The organism is Phaeacidiphilus oryzae TH49 (assembly GCF_000744815.1).
Classification (GTDB): Bacteria; Actinomycetota; Actinomycetes; order Streptomycetales; family Streptomycetaceae; genus Phaeacidiphilus; species Phaeacidiphilus oryzae.
In genome coordinates, this window is the sequence record NZ_JQMQ01000005.1 from 4,892,751 (window position 1) to 4,907,050 (window position 14,300).

Below are 14,300 nucleotides of genomic sequence, written 5' to 3' on the forward strand. Positions count from 1 at the left end.
TCAGCCCGCCGCGGCCCGCCGGTAGAGCGCCGCGATCCCGGACCCGAGGTAACTGGCGTAGGAGACGCCGGCGGTGGTGCCGCCCTGCTGGTAGCCACCGATCACGGCGAGGACGGTCTCCCGTCCGTTCGCCCCGCCGGCGCCGCGGGCCAGCAGCGGGCCGCCGCTGGTGCCGTCGGGCAGCCCCGGGCAGACGAACCGCAGCTGCCGCTGGGCGCGGAAGACGGACAGCCGGGCCGCGCAGTACACCGGGCGCTCGGACCGGTCGGGATAGCCGACCGCCACCGCGGAGCCGCCGGCCCGGGGCCGGAAGCGGATCGCCTCCGAGCCGACCGCGTCCTCCACCGGCAGGCTGCCGGCGGTGGTCGCGAAGGCCACGTCGTAGTCCGGGTCGTGGGAGCGCGACCAGTGCGGGTCGACGAAGATCTGGGCGATCCGCCAGCGGCCGTAGGGGGCGCGGCCGTCCCGGTAGCCGGGGACGAAGACCGCTCCGGGGTTCGAGCCCGCGCGTCCGCCCAGGCAGTGGGCGGCCGTGACGATCAGGTCGCGCCGCGGGCTGTCCACGACGGAGGCGGTGCAGAAGTGGTGCCGGGGTTGCGGCTCGCCGGAGAAGAGGGCGCCGATCCGGGGCGCACCGGCGAAGGAGACCGATCCGGGGGCTGCCGCGGCGGCGGCGACGGCGGGCGCGCAGACGGCTCCGCCGAGCACCCCGCAGACGGCGAGCGCTGCGCGCGAGCGCCAAGAGATCCTCATGCGCTCGATGCTGGGCGCGGGCCGCCGGGGGCCGCCAACTGTGTTGCGCTGCTTGGTCTAGAGGGAGGTGCGGCGAGAGCACCGCCCACCCCGCCCGCTCAGTGCACCCGGCGCGCCCCGCCGCTCCGCAGCGGGCCCGCCGCCGCGTCCGCCGCGCGGAGCGCGCGCAGCGCCGTCGCGCGGTCGGCGGGGTCGAGGGGCGCGAAGTACTCCTCGGCGACCTCGCGCCGCACGGCCACCAGCCGCTGCACGGACTCCCGGCCGGCTGCCGTCAGCCGCAGCAGCGTGGCCCGCCGGTCGGCCGGATCCGGCGCGCGCTCCACCAGTCCGGCCGCCTCCAGCGCGTCCACCACGGTGGTGGCCGAGCGCGGGGCGATCCGCAGCCGCTCGGCCAGCTCGTTGAGCCGCATCTCCCGCCCGCCGGCGTCGGCCGTCCCGGCGTCGGCCGTCCCCTCGTCGACCGCCTCGGCGCCGTTCCCCTCGCGGCGGCCGCGCGCCAGTACGTCCAGCGCCCGGCCCTGACTCGGCGTCATCCCGTGCGGGGCGAGGCGGTGGAAGGTCTCCCGGCGGATCCGCCTGGACGCCCGCTGCACCGCGTCAGCCAACTCGGCGGCCTCGTCGCCCCTGCCGTCCATGCCGTCCTTCCTCTCCCGAGTCCCCCGCACGCATCGACGGAGCCAGGCTCGCAATATGTCAGTCCGCGTCCGGCAGGGCCAGTTTGAAGCCCACATGGCTGTCCACGAAGCCCAGCCGCCGGTAGAAGCGGTGGGCGTCGGTGCGGCCGGCGTCCGAGGTCAGCTGGACCAGCCCCGCGCCCCGCCGCCGGGACTCCGCGACGGCCCACTCGATCAGCTCGGTGCCCAGCCCGCGTCCGCGCTCGGACGCGTCGACCCGCACCGCCTCGATGACGGTGCGGACCGTCCCGCGCCGGGAGAGCCCCGGGATCGTCGTCAGCTGGAGCGTCCCCACCACCCGGCCGCCGCGCTCGGCGACGGCCAGGTACTGGTTCGGGTCGGCCGCTATCCGCTCGAAGGCGGCCCGGTAGAGCTCGGGCCGGTCGGGCGACTCCCGGGCCGCGCCCAGGGGGTCGTCGGCCAGCATGGCCACCAGCGCCGGGAGGTCCTCGGCCACTGCCGGGCGGATGATCAGATCACCCATGCCCGGCAGCCTACGGCGGTGCGCCGGCCCGCCGGCCCGCCTCCGGCGCCGACCGTCCCGCTCAACCCGCCGGCGCCTCCGATATCACCGAGAACCGCGCCCCCGACGGGTCCGTGAGGTGCGCCCAGCGGCCCACCCCCTCCACCGTCATCGCCGGACGGACCAGCGCGGCGCCGTGCCGGCGCGCCGTGGCCACCGTCGCGTCGCAGTCCGCGACGGCGAAGTAGAGCTGCCACAGCGGCGTCACCCCGGCGGAGGCCATCTCCGGCACGATCGGCACGATCCCGCCGATCGTCCGCTCCTCCACCGAGCCCTTCCCGGCGCGGGACATCACGGTGTACGTCCCGCCGCCCGGGAGCCCCGGCATCTCGTGGTCGGTGAACTCCCAGTCGAAGACCGTGGAGTAGAACCGCCGCACCGCCGCCGGGTCGGTGGTGTAGAGCTCCGTCCAGGTCAGCGAGCCCGGCTCGGACACCCGCTCGAGACCCGGGACGGTGCCCGGCTGCCAGAGGGCGAACCGGGCGCCGGCCGGATCGGCGAGGACGGCCATCCGCCCCATCGGGCCGACGTCCCCCGGCGGCACCAGCACCGAGCCGCCGGCCTGCTCGACGGCCTTGGTGGTGGCGTCCACGTCCTCGGTGTGGAAGTAGAGCTTCCAGCCGCCGGCGGCGGCGGGGTCGGGGCCCGGGCCGATCGCCGCCACCGAGCGGCCGCCCGCGCTGCAGATGTGGTAGTGCATCGCCTCGGCCCCGAGGTCCCGGAACTCCCAGTCCAGGACGGCCCGGTAGAACGCCACGGCGTCGTCCACGACGGGGGCCTCCAGGTCGACCCAGACCGGCGCGCCATGGGTGAAGTCGGTGGTCAGCACGTGTCCTCCTCGAAGTGAGCGCGGCCGTGACGGCCGTTCCCGTCCGCCCGCCGCTGGACTTCCCCCGGACCCTCCCAGTGTGACGCGGACCACTGACAGCCGCGGGTTTTCCACAGGCCCGCCCGGAGCGGCGGCGGGTTGTCGCAGCGGCGGAGTAGCGTGCGGGTTGTTCCGGCGGACGGCGGGAGGGGCGGGGCGGGATGGGCACGGCGGCGCGAACCGAGGGGCGGCCCGCGCCGGCCGTCGTGGACGGCGTGCTGGAGCGGATCACCTACGCCAACGAGGAGAACGGCTGGACGGTGGCCCGGGTGGACACCGGCCGCGGCGGCGGCGAACTCCTCACCGTGGTGGGCGCGTTGCTCGGCGCCCAGGTCGGCGAGTCGCTGCGGATGCAGGGCCGCTGGGGCAGCCATCCGCAGTACGGGCGGCAGTTCGTGGTCGAGAACTACACGACCGTCCTCCCCGCCACCGTCCAGGGCATCCGCCGCTACCTCGGCTCCGGGCTGATCAAGGGGATCGGCCCGCGGCTGGCCGAGCGGATCGTGGACCACTTCGGCGTCGACACCCTGGAGGTGATCGAGCAGCAGCCGGGGCGGCTGATCGAGGTGCCCAAGCTGGGCCCCAAGCGGACCAGGCTGATCGCCGCCGCGTGGGAGGAGCAGAAGGCCATCAAGGAGGTGATGGTCTTCCTCCAGGGCGTCGGGGTCTCCACCTCGCTCGCCGTGCGGATCTACAAGAAGTACCAGGACTCGGCGATCTCGGTGGTGCGGAACCAGCCGTACCGGCTGGCCTCGGACGTCTGGGGGATCGGCTTCCTCACCGCGGACCGGATCGCGCAGGCGGTGGGGATACCGCAGGACAGCCCGGAGCGGGTCAAGGCCGGCCTGCAGTACGCCCTCTCGCAGGCGAGCGACCAGGGGCACTGCTTCCTCCCGGAGGAGCGGCTGATCGCGGACGCGGTGAAGCTCCTCCAGGTGGACGTCGGCCTGGTCATCGACGCCCTGTCGGAGCTCGCCGCGGAGGAGGGCGTGGTCCGCCAGCTCCTCCCGGGCGAGCATCTCGCGGACGACCCCGGGGAGGGGGCGGAGGGGGCGGAGGGGGTGTCCGCCGAGCCCCTGCGCGCGGTCTACCTGGTGCCCTTCCATCGGGCGGAGTCCTCCCTGGCCGGCCAGCTCCTCCGCCGGCTGCGCGCCCCGGAGGACCGGTTGGCCTCCTTCCGGACCGTGGACTGGTCGGCCGCGCTGGGCTGGCTGCGCGGGCGGACCGGCGCCGACCTCGCCCCGGAGCAGGAGCAGGCGGTACGGCTGGCGCTCACCGAGAAGGTCGCGGTGCTGACCGGCGGCCCCGGCTGCGGCAAGTCCTTCACGGTCCGCTCCATCGTCGAGCTCGCCGCCGCCAAGCGGGCGAAGGTGGTGCTGGCCGCGCCCACCGGGCGGGCGGCCAAGCGGCTGGCCGAGCTCACCGGGGGCGAGGCGGCCACGGTCCACCGCCTGCTGGAGCTGAAGCCCGGCGGCGAGGCCGGATACGACCGGGAGCATCCGCTGGACGCCGATCTGGTGGTGGTCGACGAGGCCTCGATGCTGGACCTCCTGCTGGCGAACAAGCTGGTCAAGGCGGTCCCGCCGGGTGCCCATCTGCTGCTGGTGGGAGACGTCGACCAGCTGCCCTCGGTCGGCGCGGGGGAGGTGCTGCGGGATCTCCTCGCGGACGGCGGCCCGGTCCCGGCGGTCCGGCTGACCAGGATCTTCCGCCAGGCCCAGGAGTCCGGGGTGGTCGCCAACGCCCACCGGATCAACCAGGGCCGGCCGCCGGTCACCGAGGGCCTGCCGGACTTCTTCCTCTTCCCCGAGGAGGACTCGGAGCGGGCGGCCGGCCTGACCGTGGACGTGGTGGCCCGCCGGATCCCCCGGCGGTTCGGGCTCGATCCGCGCCGGGACGTCCAGGTGCTGACCCCGATGAACCGCGGCCCGGCCGGCGCGGCGGCGCTGAACACCCTTCTCCAGGGGGCGCTCACGCCCGCCCGGCCAGATCTTCCTGAGAAGCGGTTCGGGGGACGGACTTTCCGAGTGGGGGACAAGGTCACCCAGATTCGCAATAACTATGAAAAGGGTACAAACGGCGTTTTCAACGGGACCGGCGGGGTGGTGATCGGACTCGATCCCGAGGAGCAGCGGCTGACCGTCCGCACGGACGAGGACGAGGAGGTCGGATACGACTTCGACGAGCTCGACGAGCTGGCCCACGCCTACGCCGTGACCATCCACCGCTCGCAGGGCAGCGAGTACCCGGCGGTCGTGATTCCCATCACCACCAGCGCCTGGACCATGCTGCAGCGGAACCTCCTCTACACCGCTGTGACCAGGGCGAAGAGGCTTGTGGTGCTGGTCGGCTCACGGCGGGCGCTGGGTCAGGCCGTCCGCAGCGTTTCCGCAGGTCGGAGGCATACCGCAGTGGATCTGCGGCTGGCCGGCCGAGTGGTCGGGGAGGAGGGCTGAGGAACTGTCAAGAGGGCCGTGCGCCAAGCCCGGCCGAGACCTGCTTTTGTTCACCTCTCACCACTTGACTGATCGATCGTTGTAGGACGAAGCTCTTTTTGGGTCACCCCGGCTACATCGATGTCGCCCAGATGGGGGATGGTAGGAGCAGTCAGGGCATCCCCATCTAAATAAGGTCCTTCGGGTCCTTCGTACTCGTCGGTGTGAGGGAAGACGTGAGCGACAAAGCGGTAGTACTGCGGTACAACGGCAGCGACTACGAGTACCCGGTGGTCGACTCGACCGTCGGCAACGCGGGCTTCGACATCTCGAAGCTGCTCGGCCAGACCGGCCTGACCACCTTCGACAACGGCTTCGGCAACACCGCGGCCACCAAGTCGGCCATCACCTACATCGATGGTGACCAGGGCATCCTGCGGTACCGCGGCTACCCGATCGAGCAGATCGCCGAGCGCGGCAGCTTCCTCGAGACCGCCTATCTGCTGATCGTCGGCGAGCTCCCCAACGCGGACCAGCTCGAGAAGTTCAAGCACGACATCCGGCAGCACACCCTCCTCCACGAGGACGTCAAGGGCTTCTACCGGGGCTTCCCCCGGGACGCCCACCCGATGGCGATGCTCTCCTCGGTGGTCTCCGCGCTGTCCACCTTCTACCAGGACAGCCACAACCCCTTCGACGCCGAGCACCGCTACCTCTCCTCGGTGCGCCTCCTCGCGAAGCTTCCGACGATCGCCGCCTACGCCTACAAGAAGGCCGTCGGCCACCCGTTCGTCTACCCGCGGAACGACCTCGGCTACGTCGAGAACTTCCTGCGGATGACCTTCGCCGTGCCGGCCGAGGACTACGAGCTCAACCCGGTCGTGGTCGCCGCCCTGGAGAAGCTCCTCATCCTCCACGCGGACCACGAGCAGAACTGCTCCACCTCGACCGTCCGCCTGGTCGGCTCCTCGCAGGCGAACCTCTTCGCCTCCATCTCGGCCGGCATCAACGCCCTCTGGGGGCCGCTGCACGGCGGCGCCAACCAGGCCGTGCTGGAGATGCTGGAGCAGATCAAGAACGACGGCGGCGACGTCGACGCGTTCATCCGCAAGGTCAAGAACAAGGAGGACGGCGTCCGCCTGATGGGCTTCGGCCACCGGGTGTACAAGTCCTTCGACCCGCGCGCGCAGATCATCAAGGCCGCCGCCCACGACGTCCTCTCCCAGCTCGGCAAGTCCGACGAGCTGCTGGAGATCGCGCTCAAGCTGGAGCAGCACGCGCTGACCGACGACTACTTCGTCTCGCGCAAGCTCTACCCGAACGTGGACTTCTACACCGGCCTGATCTACCGCGCGATGGGCTTCCCGACCAGCATGTTCACCGTGCTGTTCGCGCTCGGCCGGCTGCCGGGCTGGATCGCCCACTGGCAGGAGATGATCACCGAGCCGGGCAGCCGCATCGGCCGCCCGCGGCAGATCTACACCGGCGAGGTGCTGCGCGACTTCGTCCCGCTGGAGGAGCGCGCGTAACGCCGACGCCGGCGCCGCGTCGGTGTCGGTACCGGATGTGTTCGCGCGCGGCGCGGAGTGGCCGCTCATACCCACTTCGCGCCGCGCGCCCGTCCCTGGGGTCCGCCGGAACCCCGGGGGCTCTTCTGTTATGACGCCCCGGCGCGCGAGGAGTTACGCGGGGGCGGTGTGAGATAGCTCTCCCGGGGGCCGGTCGGGGGGCCAACTCCCCTGCTGTGGTAGGAATCCACGCACCACAGCGGAACCGGGAGGATGCGTATGGCCGGGCAGCAGCCCCAGCCCAGGAACGTCGTCGTCACCGGCGGCGGGACCGGGATCGGCCTGGCCGCGGCCCGTGGCTTCGCCGAGGCCGGCGACCGGGTGGTGATCGTGGGCCGGCGCCGCGAGATCCTGGAGGCCGCCGCGGAGTCGCTCGGGCCCGCCGTGCGGCCGATGGTCTGCGACCTCGCCGACCCGGAGGCGGTGGACCGGCTGGTGGCGCGACTGCCGGAGCGGATCGACGTCCTGGTCAACAACGCGGGCAGCCGGGAGACGGCCTCCGGGGTGGGCACCCGTGCGGTGCTCGCGCGATGGCGGGGGGACTTCGAGCGGAACGTGCTGACCGCCGTGCTGCTGACCGAGGCGGTCCGGGACCGGCTGCCGAGCGGCACCGGCCGGGTGATCACCGTGTCCTCGGTGGCGGCGCTGCGCGGGGCCGGGTCCTACGGGGCGGCCAAGGCGGCGCTGCACGCGTGGAACCACACCCTGGCGGCCCAGTTGGGGCCGTCGGGGGTCACCGCGAACGTGGTGGCGCCCGGCACGATCGCCGGCACGGAGTTCTTCGGCGGCCGCTGGAACGACGCGGAGTCCAACCGGCGGGCGAGCCGGACGCTGGTGGGGCGGGTCGGCGCGCCGGAGGACGTCGCCGCGGCGATCCGCTTCCTGGCCTCGCCGGAGGCGGGCTACGTCACCGGCGAGATCCTCCACTGCAACGGCGGCGAGCTGCTGGGCCGTTGACCCCGCGCCCCTCGACCGCGGGCCCCTCGACCGCGCCGGAGGCGCGGCCTTCCGCGTGCTACCGCAGGCCCGCCCGCAAGGCGAACGTCGCCAGCCAGTGGGCGGTGGTGAAGTCCGTGGAGGAGAGGTGGCTCCGCGCCGCGGCCAGATGGGCGTCGGCCGCCTCCGGGGCGTAGGCGCGGAGGCTGGTGGCGCGGGTGAGGCACAGGCCGATGAGGTGGCCGATCTGGGGGTCGGAAGGGTCGGTGATCCGCGGCGGTGTGAGGAGCGGGCCGAAGGACGGCAGGAAGCCGCGCAGCCACTCCGCGAACTCGCCCGCCGGGAGGACCCGGCGCATCGCGTCCGCCTCGGTCAGCGCGGGGGAGAGGAAGTCCTGGCCGGAGGGCTCCCAGTGGACGGGCGCGTCGTGGTCCTCGCGGAACCAGTCCAGCAGCCGTCGCCGGACCGGCCGGAGCAGTTCGGGGTGGCCCGCGGCCTCCGCCGAGTCCAGGACCAGGCCGAGCGCGAAGGCGCTGTTCGCGTGCACCCCGTGCCGGACCGGGTACGCGGCCTTCGGCAGCCAGTCGAGCAGCAGCTCGGCGACCGCGTCCGCGCCCGGCGCGAGGGCCCCCGCCCAGCGGGTGCCCGCGCACTCCGCCGCGAGGGCGAGGAGCCAGGCCCAGCCGTAGGGGCGTTCGAAGGACGGGTGGCCGAGGAGGAAGCGGGCCTCCTGGGCGATGCCGGCCGGGGTCAGCTGCCGGTCCAGGAGGGATTCGGCCGCCGAGGCCGTCCCGGGGTCGAGGTCCGCGCGGTCCGTCCGCAGCACCCGGACCAGGAGCCAGTGCATGTGGACCGAGGAGTGCCAGTCGTAGGAGCCGGCGAAGACTGGGTGGCGCTCCCGCGGCGGCACCAGGTCCTGCGGCCCCGTCAGCAGATGGCCGGGGGCGTACGGATACGCCCGGTCGATGTTGGCGAGGGCCAGTCGCGTGAACTCGCGGATCAATGCAGGGCGCCTTCCGCGGCCCGGATCTCCGCGCCGGCGCGGGCCGCCTCGGCGATCGCGCGGAGGGCCTTCGCCGCCTCGGGGACGGCCAGCGAGGGAGCCTCCCGGTCCAGCACCTGTTCCGGCGCATACGGCAGGTGGACGAAGCCGCCGCGCATCTCCGGCCGCTCGGTGGCGATCAGGTGCGCCAGACCGTAGGCGACGTGGTTGCAGACGAAGGTGCCGGCGGTGTTGGACACCGCGGCCGGGACGCCCGCCCGGCGCGCGGCCGCCACGCAGGCCTTGACCGGGAGGGTGGAGAAGTAGGCCGCCGGGCCGCCCGCCACGACCGGCTCGTCGATCGGCTGCCGGCCGGCGTTGTCCGGGATCCGGGCGTCGTCGACGTTGACCGCCACCCGCTCGACGGTGACCTGGTTGCGGCCGCCGGCCTGGCCGACGGCGAGGACGAGGTCGGGGTCGTGGGCGTCCACCGCGGCCCGCAGGTCGTCCAGGGCCGCGCCGAACTCGCAGCGGAGCTGGACGGCCGCGAAGCCCTCCGTCTCGCCGAGGAGCCGGACGGCCTCCCAGGAGGGGTTGACGGTCTCGCCGCCGAAGGGCGCGAATCCGGTGAGGAGGATCAAGGCGGGTTTCCTCTCGTACGGGGGTCGGGCGGGGATCAGAAGGCGAAGAGCGAGATGGTCCCGACGCAGCAGACCAGCAGCCCGCCGGCGGTGGGGAGTTGGGCCTTGATCGGGCCGTAGCGGTCCTTCAGCTCCAGCAGCGCGGCCGGGACGATGTTGAAGTTGGCGGCCATCGGGGTGCACAGCGTTCCGCAGAAGCCGGCGAGCATCCCGACGGCGAGGACGCAGGGCGCGTTGCCGTGCATCTGCTGGATCAGGATCGGCCAGCCGACCGCCGCGGTCATCACCGGGAAGGCGGCGAAGGCGTTGCCCATGATGACGGTGAACAGGGCCATTCCGACGCAGTAGACGACCACCGCGAGGAAGGTGTCGTTGTGTGGGAGGACGTGCCCGACCAGCTTGCCGACCTGGTCGCCGACCCCGGCGGCGGTGAACACCGCGCCCAGGATGGAGAGGAGCTGGGGCAGGAAGAGGGCCCAGCCCATGGACTCCAGCATCCCCCGCCCCGCGTGGAGCGCGACCCCCGGATTCCGCTCCTTGACCACGATCAGGCCGACGACCAGCGCGATGATCGCGCCGATGCCGAGCCCGAGGATGGTCTCCGAGCCCTTCTCCAGCACCGGCTGGCCGCCGATCGAGACCTTCTTGACCAGCACCGCGCAGACCATGGCCACCACCGGGATGGTCAGCGCGGGAAGGAACAGCTTCCCGCCCAGCCGGTCCGAGGCGCGCTGCCGCTCCTCCTCACTGGTGGTGCGCTGCTGCCCGCGGCCGGTGAAGCCGAAGCCGGCCAGGCAGACCATCACCAGCACCGCGACGCCCAGCGGCTGGGCCGGCGCGTGCCCGCTGACCACGAAGGAGCTGTAGCCGAAGCCGAGCCCCAGCAGGCCCCAGAAGGCGGCGCTGCCCCAGCGCTTGGGGTTGCTGCGGTCGACGGCCATCTGGCCGGCCATCACCACGAAGATGAGTCCCACCAGCCAGTAGAACCATTCGGCGCGGATCATCGGGCGGTCTCCTCGGAGGTGGTGGTGACGGCGGCCGGCTGGGCCTCGGCGGCGGCCGCGGCGAGTTCGCGGTCCAGGCGGCGGTCGAACCAGAGCAGCCGGGCACCGTGGATGACGAGGGCGCAGGCGGCGATCGGTATCGCCCACAGAGCGAGCTGCACCGGCTCCAGGTTCACGTGGTAGGAGGCGTCGACCAGGCTGGTGATGAGCAGGATCGAGCCGACGGCGAGGAAGCAGTCCTCACCGAAGAAGAGCCCCACGGTGTCGGCGCTGGCGCTGAAGGAGAGCACCTTCTCGCGGACCCGGTCGGGGAGTTCGGCCACCTTGCCCCGGCGCTCGGCGGCGGCCTCGGCCATCGGACCGACCATCGGCCGCACGGTCTGCGCGGGTCCGGCGATGGTGGAGAGGCCCACGGCGGCGGTGAGTTGGCGCAGCAGGAGGTAGAGCGCGAGGTAGCGGCCGGTGGTGAGCCGGGACAACCGGGCGATCACCTTGCGGGCCTGGGCCTGCAGCCCGTTCCGCTCCAGCAGGCCGATCACCGGCAGGGTGATGGCGAAGATCGTCACGGACCGGCTGGACGCGAACCCGTTGCCGAAGGTGGCGAGGATCTGCGAGACCGAGAGCTTGCCGAGGAGACCGGTGACGATGCCGGCCACTCCCACCACCAACAGGGGGTTGCGTTTGGTCGCGAACCCGAGGACTACCACGAGCACGCCGAGCAGAACGATCATTGGGCGTCCCTCCGGTCTCAGTTGTTGCGTACGGACTGCGGAGGACGCTAAATGATTGTTGAACAATCACACAAGGGGTGGGACTCTTCGTTTTCCTGGCTTTTACATGGGCGCGGCGGCGACCCGGGCGTAGGCCTCGACCAGCTGGCGCCGCGAGTCCTCCAGGTAGAAGGCCAGCTCCTGGGCGGCCTTCCCGGCGTCCCCCGAGGCCAGGGTCTCCAGCAGCTGCCGGTTCCGGCCCAGATAAGGCTCGTGGAAGCGGCGCGGATCCCCCATCGCGTGGAAGGCCAGCCGCAGCTCGGCCAGCACCCCCACCATCAGCCGGTCCACATGGGGGCTGCCGGCCAGTCCGGCCAGCGCCTGGTGGAAGCGGATGTCCGCGGTGCCGCAGGCCTTCCAGTCGGCCCTGCGGGCCGCCTCCTCGCCGGCGGCCACCGCCTCGCGGGCCGCGGCGAGGTCGAAGCTCCGCTCCCCGGCGGGAAGTTCGGCGAGTTCGCGGAGGGCACCGCACTCGATCAGCCGCCGCACCCGGTAGAGGTCGGCCAGATCCTCCACGGTCAGCCGGCGCACCCGGACGCCCTTGTTCGGCTGGTGGCTCAGCAGGCCGTCCTGGGTGAGCAGCCGGAACGCCTCGCGCAGGGTGTTGCGGGAGACCCCCAGCTCCGTCGCCAGCTCCGTCTCCACCAGGCGGCAGCCGGGCTCCAGCAGCCCTTCGGTGATCCGCTCCCGCAGCGCCTCGGCGGCCCGCCGCGCGCTGCCCGCGCTCTCCCCCGATGCGGACATCGAGCCCTCCCTCGTCCTACCCACCGGTCCCCGGCCCTCGATGATCAGTCAAGCCGAGCGCCGTTCTCCGCGCAACGTCCTTGCGGGATCGTTGAACAATTCCTAGTCTTGCGGGCGTGATCGACTTGAACGCGGATCTCGGCGAGGGCTTCGGCCGCTGGACGCTCACCGACGACGAGGCCCTGCTCTCCATCGTCACCAGCGCCAACATCGCCTGCGGCTTCCACGCCGGCGACCCGGCCACCATGCGCCGGGTCTGCGAGCTCGCCGCCGAGCGCGGGGTGCGGATCGGCGCCCAGGTCTCCTACCGCGACCTGGCCGGATTCGGCCGCCGCGCGATGGACGTGCCGCCCGCCGAGCTCACCGCCGAGATCGCCTACCAGATCGGCGCCCTGGAGCTGTTCGCCCGTGCGGCCGGCTCCGCGGTCAGCTACGTCAAACCGCACGGGGCCCTCTACAACCGGGTCGTCCACGACGAGGAGCAGGCCGCAGCGGTGGTGGCGGGGGTGCGCCTGGCCGGCGAGCCGATGCCGGTGCTCGGCCTGCCCGGCTCCGCGCTCCTCGCCGCCGCGGCGGAGGCCGGACTCGACGCCGTGCCGGAGGCCTTCGCCGACCGGGCGTACACCCCGCAGGGGACGCTGGCCTCCCGCCGCGAGCCGGGGGCCGTGCTGCACGATCCGGACGCCATCGTCGATCGTTCCGTCGGCATCGCCCGGGACCAGGAGATCACCGCCGCCGACGGCACCCGGCTGGCGCTGCGCGCCCGCTCGCTCTGCCTCCACGGGGACACCCCGGGCGCGTCCGAGATCGCCCGCCGGGTCCGGGACGGGCTGACCGCGGCCGGCGTCCCGATCAAGCCCTTCGCATGACCGCGCCGACGCGGGCCGCGCGGATGCGGGCGCTGCCGGTGGGCCGGCGGGCGCTGCTGCTGGAGTTCCCGGACGGCCCGGCGGCGGAGGCCTTCCACGCCGAGCTGCTGCGCCGGCGGGCGGAGACCCCGGCCGCCGTACCGGCCGCCGAGATCGTGCCCGGGGCGCGCACCGTCCTCCTCGACGGGGTGCCCGAACCCGAGGCGCTGGCAGCCGAGTTGACGAGCTGGCGGATCCGTTCCGCGGCGGCAGGGGACGGCCCCGCGGTGGAGATCCCGGTGCGCTACGACGGGCCGGACGTGGCGGACGTCGCCCGGCTGTGGGGCGTCCGGCCGGAGGAGGTCGGGCGGATCCACTCCGCGGCGGAGTACCGGGTGGCGTTCTGCGGCTTCGCGCCGGGCTTCGGCTATCTGACCGGGCTGCCGGCGCGGTACGAGGTGCCGCGCCGGGACAACCCGCGGACCGTGGTGCCGGTCGGCTCGGTCGGCCTGGCCGGCCCGTACACCGGCGTCTATCCGCGGTCCTCTCCCGGCGGTTGGCAGCTCATCGGCACCAGCGACGCCGAGCTGTGGGACCCGGAGCGGGAGCCGGCGGCGCTGCTGTCCCCTGGCACCCGGGTGCGGTTCGTGCCGGCGGGGGAACGGTGGTGAGCGGCGGGCGGCCGGTGCTCGCCGTCGTACGGGCGGGAGCGCTGACCACCGTCCAGGACCTCGGCCGGCCCGGGCTGGCGCACCTCGGCGTGCCGCGCTCGGGCGCCCTGGACCAGCCGGCGCACCGGCTGGCCAACCGGCTGGTGGGCAACCCGGAGTCGGCGGCCGGACTGGAGACCACGCTGGACGGCTGCGCGCTGCGCGCGGAGGGCGGCCCGGTGCTGGCGGCGGTGACCGGAGCGCCGTGCGCGGTACGGGTGGACGGGCGGCCGGCCCCCTGGGGCGCGGCGGTGCGCGTCCCGGACGGCGGGGTGCTGGACGTGGGCCGGGCCGAGGAGGGGCTGCGCTCGTACCTGGCGGTGGCCGGCGGGCTGGCCGTGCGGCGGGTGCTCGGCAGCAGCTCGACCGACCTGCTGTCGGGGCTCGGGCCGGAGCGGCTGACGGAGGGTCAGAAGCTGGAGCTGGGTGAGCCGGAGGGCCTGCCGGCGGTCGCCGGGGACCTCCCGCCGGCGCCGGGCGCGCGGCCGCCGCGCGAGCTGGTGCTGCCGCTGCGGCTGGGGCCGCGGGCGGACTGGTTCACCGCGGAGGCGCTGGCGGGCCTGGTACGCCACCGGTACCTGGTCTCCTCCGAGTCCAACCGGATCGGGCTGCGGGTGGAGGGGCCGGCGCTGCGGCGGTCCCGGGCGGGGGAGCTGCCGTCCGAGGGGATGGTGCTGGGCGCCGTGCAGGTGCCCCCCAGCGGGCGGCCGGTGCTGTTCCTGGCCGACCATCCGACCACCGGCGGGTACCCGGTGGTGGGCGTCGTCGACGACCCGGGGGCGCTGGCGGGCGCGGCGCAGGCGGTGCCGGGGACGCCGGTGCGGTTCACGGCGGCGGGCTGAGG

General features: G+C 73.7%; 15 protein-coding genes. 6 read left to right on the plus strand and 9 right to left on the minus strand.

The features are described 5' to 3' along the window. From BS73_RS25375 to BS73_RS25390, 4 genes are all read right to left on the minus strand, one after another. On the minus strand, window positions 1–753 hold the full coding sequence (locus BS73_RS25375; protein ID WP_051940526.1) for a trypsin-like serine peptidase: 753 nt from the start codon (window positions 751–753) through the stop codon (window positions 1–3). Window positions 754–851: 98 nt separating this feature from the next. Next, window positions 852–1,388 carry a MarR family winged helix-turn-helix transcriptional regulator gene (locus tag BS73_RS25380; RefSeq protein ID WP_051940529.1) on the minus strand — a complete coding sequence of 179 codons (537 nt, stop codon included), beginning with the start codon at window positions 1,386–1,388 and terminating at the stop codon, window positions 852–854. Between the two features lie 58 nt (window positions 1,389–1,446). After that, window positions 1,447–1,911, minus strand: coding sequence for a GNAT family N-acetyltransferase (locus tag BS73_RS25385; protein ID WP_037576268.1), 465 nt, complete (start codon window positions 1,909–1,911; stop codon window positions 1,447–1,449). A gap of 61 nt (window positions 1,912–1,972) precedes the next feature. Continuing rightward, window positions 1,973–2,779, minus strand: coding sequence for a VOC family protein (locus BS73_RS25390; RefSeq protein WP_037576269.1), 807 nt, complete (start codon window positions 2,777–2,779; stop codon window positions 1,973–1,975). Window positions 2,780–2,979: 200 nt separating this feature from the next. Here BS73_RS25390 and recD2 point away from each other — a divergent pair, with 200 nt between their 5' ends. The 3 genes from recD2 to BS73_RS25405 all read left to right on the plus strand — a co-directional run bounded on the left by recD2 (window position 2,980) and on the right by BS73_RS25405 (window position 7,778). After that, window positions 2,980–5,274 (plus strand): SF1B family DNA helicase RecD2, encoded by a 2,295-nt coding sequence (recD2, locus tag BS73_RS25395; protein WP_051940532.1) that lies wholly within the window; start codon window positions 2,980–2,982, stop codon window positions 5,272–5,274. 215 nt (window positions 5,275–5,489) lie between these two features. After that, on the plus strand, window positions 5,490–6,782 hold the full coding sequence (locus tag BS73_RS25400) for a citrate synthase (protein WP_037576271.1): 1,293 nt from the start codon (window positions 5,490–5,492) through the stop codon (window positions 6,780–6,782). A 258-nt stretch (window positions 6,783–7,040) separates the two neighbouring features. Beyond that, window positions 7,041–7,778 (plus strand): SDR family NAD(P)-dependent oxidoreductase, encoded by a 738-nt coding sequence (locus BS73_RS25405; protein ID WP_200886730.1) that lies wholly within the window; start codon window positions 7,041–7,043, stop codon window positions 7,776–7,778. 58 nt (window positions 7,779–7,836) lie between these two features. On the opposite strand, the gene BS73_RS25410 is transcribed toward BS73_RS25405, so the two are convergent. The 5 genes from BS73_RS25410 to BS73_RS25430 form a co-directional block, all read right to left on the minus strand. Then, complete coding sequence (locus BS73_RS25410; protein WP_037576276.1) at window positions 7,837–8,760, minus strand: DUF2891 domain-containing protein; 924 nt, start codon at window positions 8,758–8,760, stop codon at window positions 7,837–7,839. Beyond that, the gene (pcp, locus tag BS73_RS25415) at window positions 8,757–9,380 is read right to left on the minus strand and encodes a pyroglutamyl-peptidase I (protein ID WP_037576278.1); all 624 of its coding nucleotides are present in this window, start codon (window positions 9,378–9,380) and stop codon (window positions 8,757–8,759) included. The genes BS73_RS25410 and pcp overlap by 4 nt, the downstream gene beginning before the upstream one ends. Window positions 9,381–9,415: 35 nt before the next feature. Continuing rightward, window positions 9,416–10,384 (minus strand): DUF979 domain-containing protein, encoded by a 969-nt coding sequence (locus BS73_RS25420; protein WP_037576280.1) that lies wholly within the window; start codon window positions 10,382–10,384, stop codon window positions 9,416–9,418. Beyond that, window positions 10,381–11,115, minus strand: coding sequence for a DUF969 domain-containing protein (locus BS73_RS25425; RefSeq protein WP_037576283.1), 735 nt, complete (start codon window positions 11,113–11,115; stop codon window positions 10,381–10,383). Before BS73_RS25425 ends, BS73_RS25420 begins: the two co-directional genes overlap by 4 nt. Before the next feature lie 102 nt (window positions 11,116–11,217). Next, window positions 11,218–11,898, minus strand: a complete 681-nt coding sequence (locus BS73_RS25430) for a GntR family transcriptional regulator (RefSeq protein WP_037576286.1) — start codon at window positions 11,896–11,898, stop codon at window positions 11,218–11,220. Window positions 11,899–12,014: 116 nt separating this feature from the next. Here BS73_RS25430 and BS73_RS25435 point away from each other — a divergent pair, with 116 nt between their 5' ends. The 3 genes from BS73_RS25435 to BS73_RS25445 are packed head-to-tail and all read left to right on the plus strand — an operon-like array spanning window position 12,015 to window position 14,298. Continuing rightward, window positions 12,015–12,767, plus strand: coding sequence for a LamB/YcsF family protein (locus tag BS73_RS25435; protein WP_037576287.1), 753 nt, complete (start codon window positions 12,015–12,017; stop codon window positions 12,765–12,767). A gap of 23 nt (window positions 12,768–12,790) precedes the next feature. Beyond that, the gene (pxpB, locus tag BS73_RS25440) at window positions 12,791–13,417 is read left to right on the plus strand and encodes a 5-oxoprolinase subunit PxpB (RefSeq protein ID WP_037581049.1); all 627 of its coding nucleotides are present in this window, start codon (window positions 12,791–12,793) and stop codon (window positions 13,415–13,417) included. Further along, complete coding sequence (locus tag BS73_RS25445) at window positions 13,414–14,298, plus strand: 5-oxoprolinase subunit C family protein (protein WP_037576290.1); 885 nt, start codon at window positions 13,414–13,416, stop codon at window positions 14,296–14,298. The genes pxpB and BS73_RS25445 overlap by 4 nt, the downstream gene beginning before the upstream one ends. Window positions 14,299–14,300: the final 2 nt, after the last annotated feature.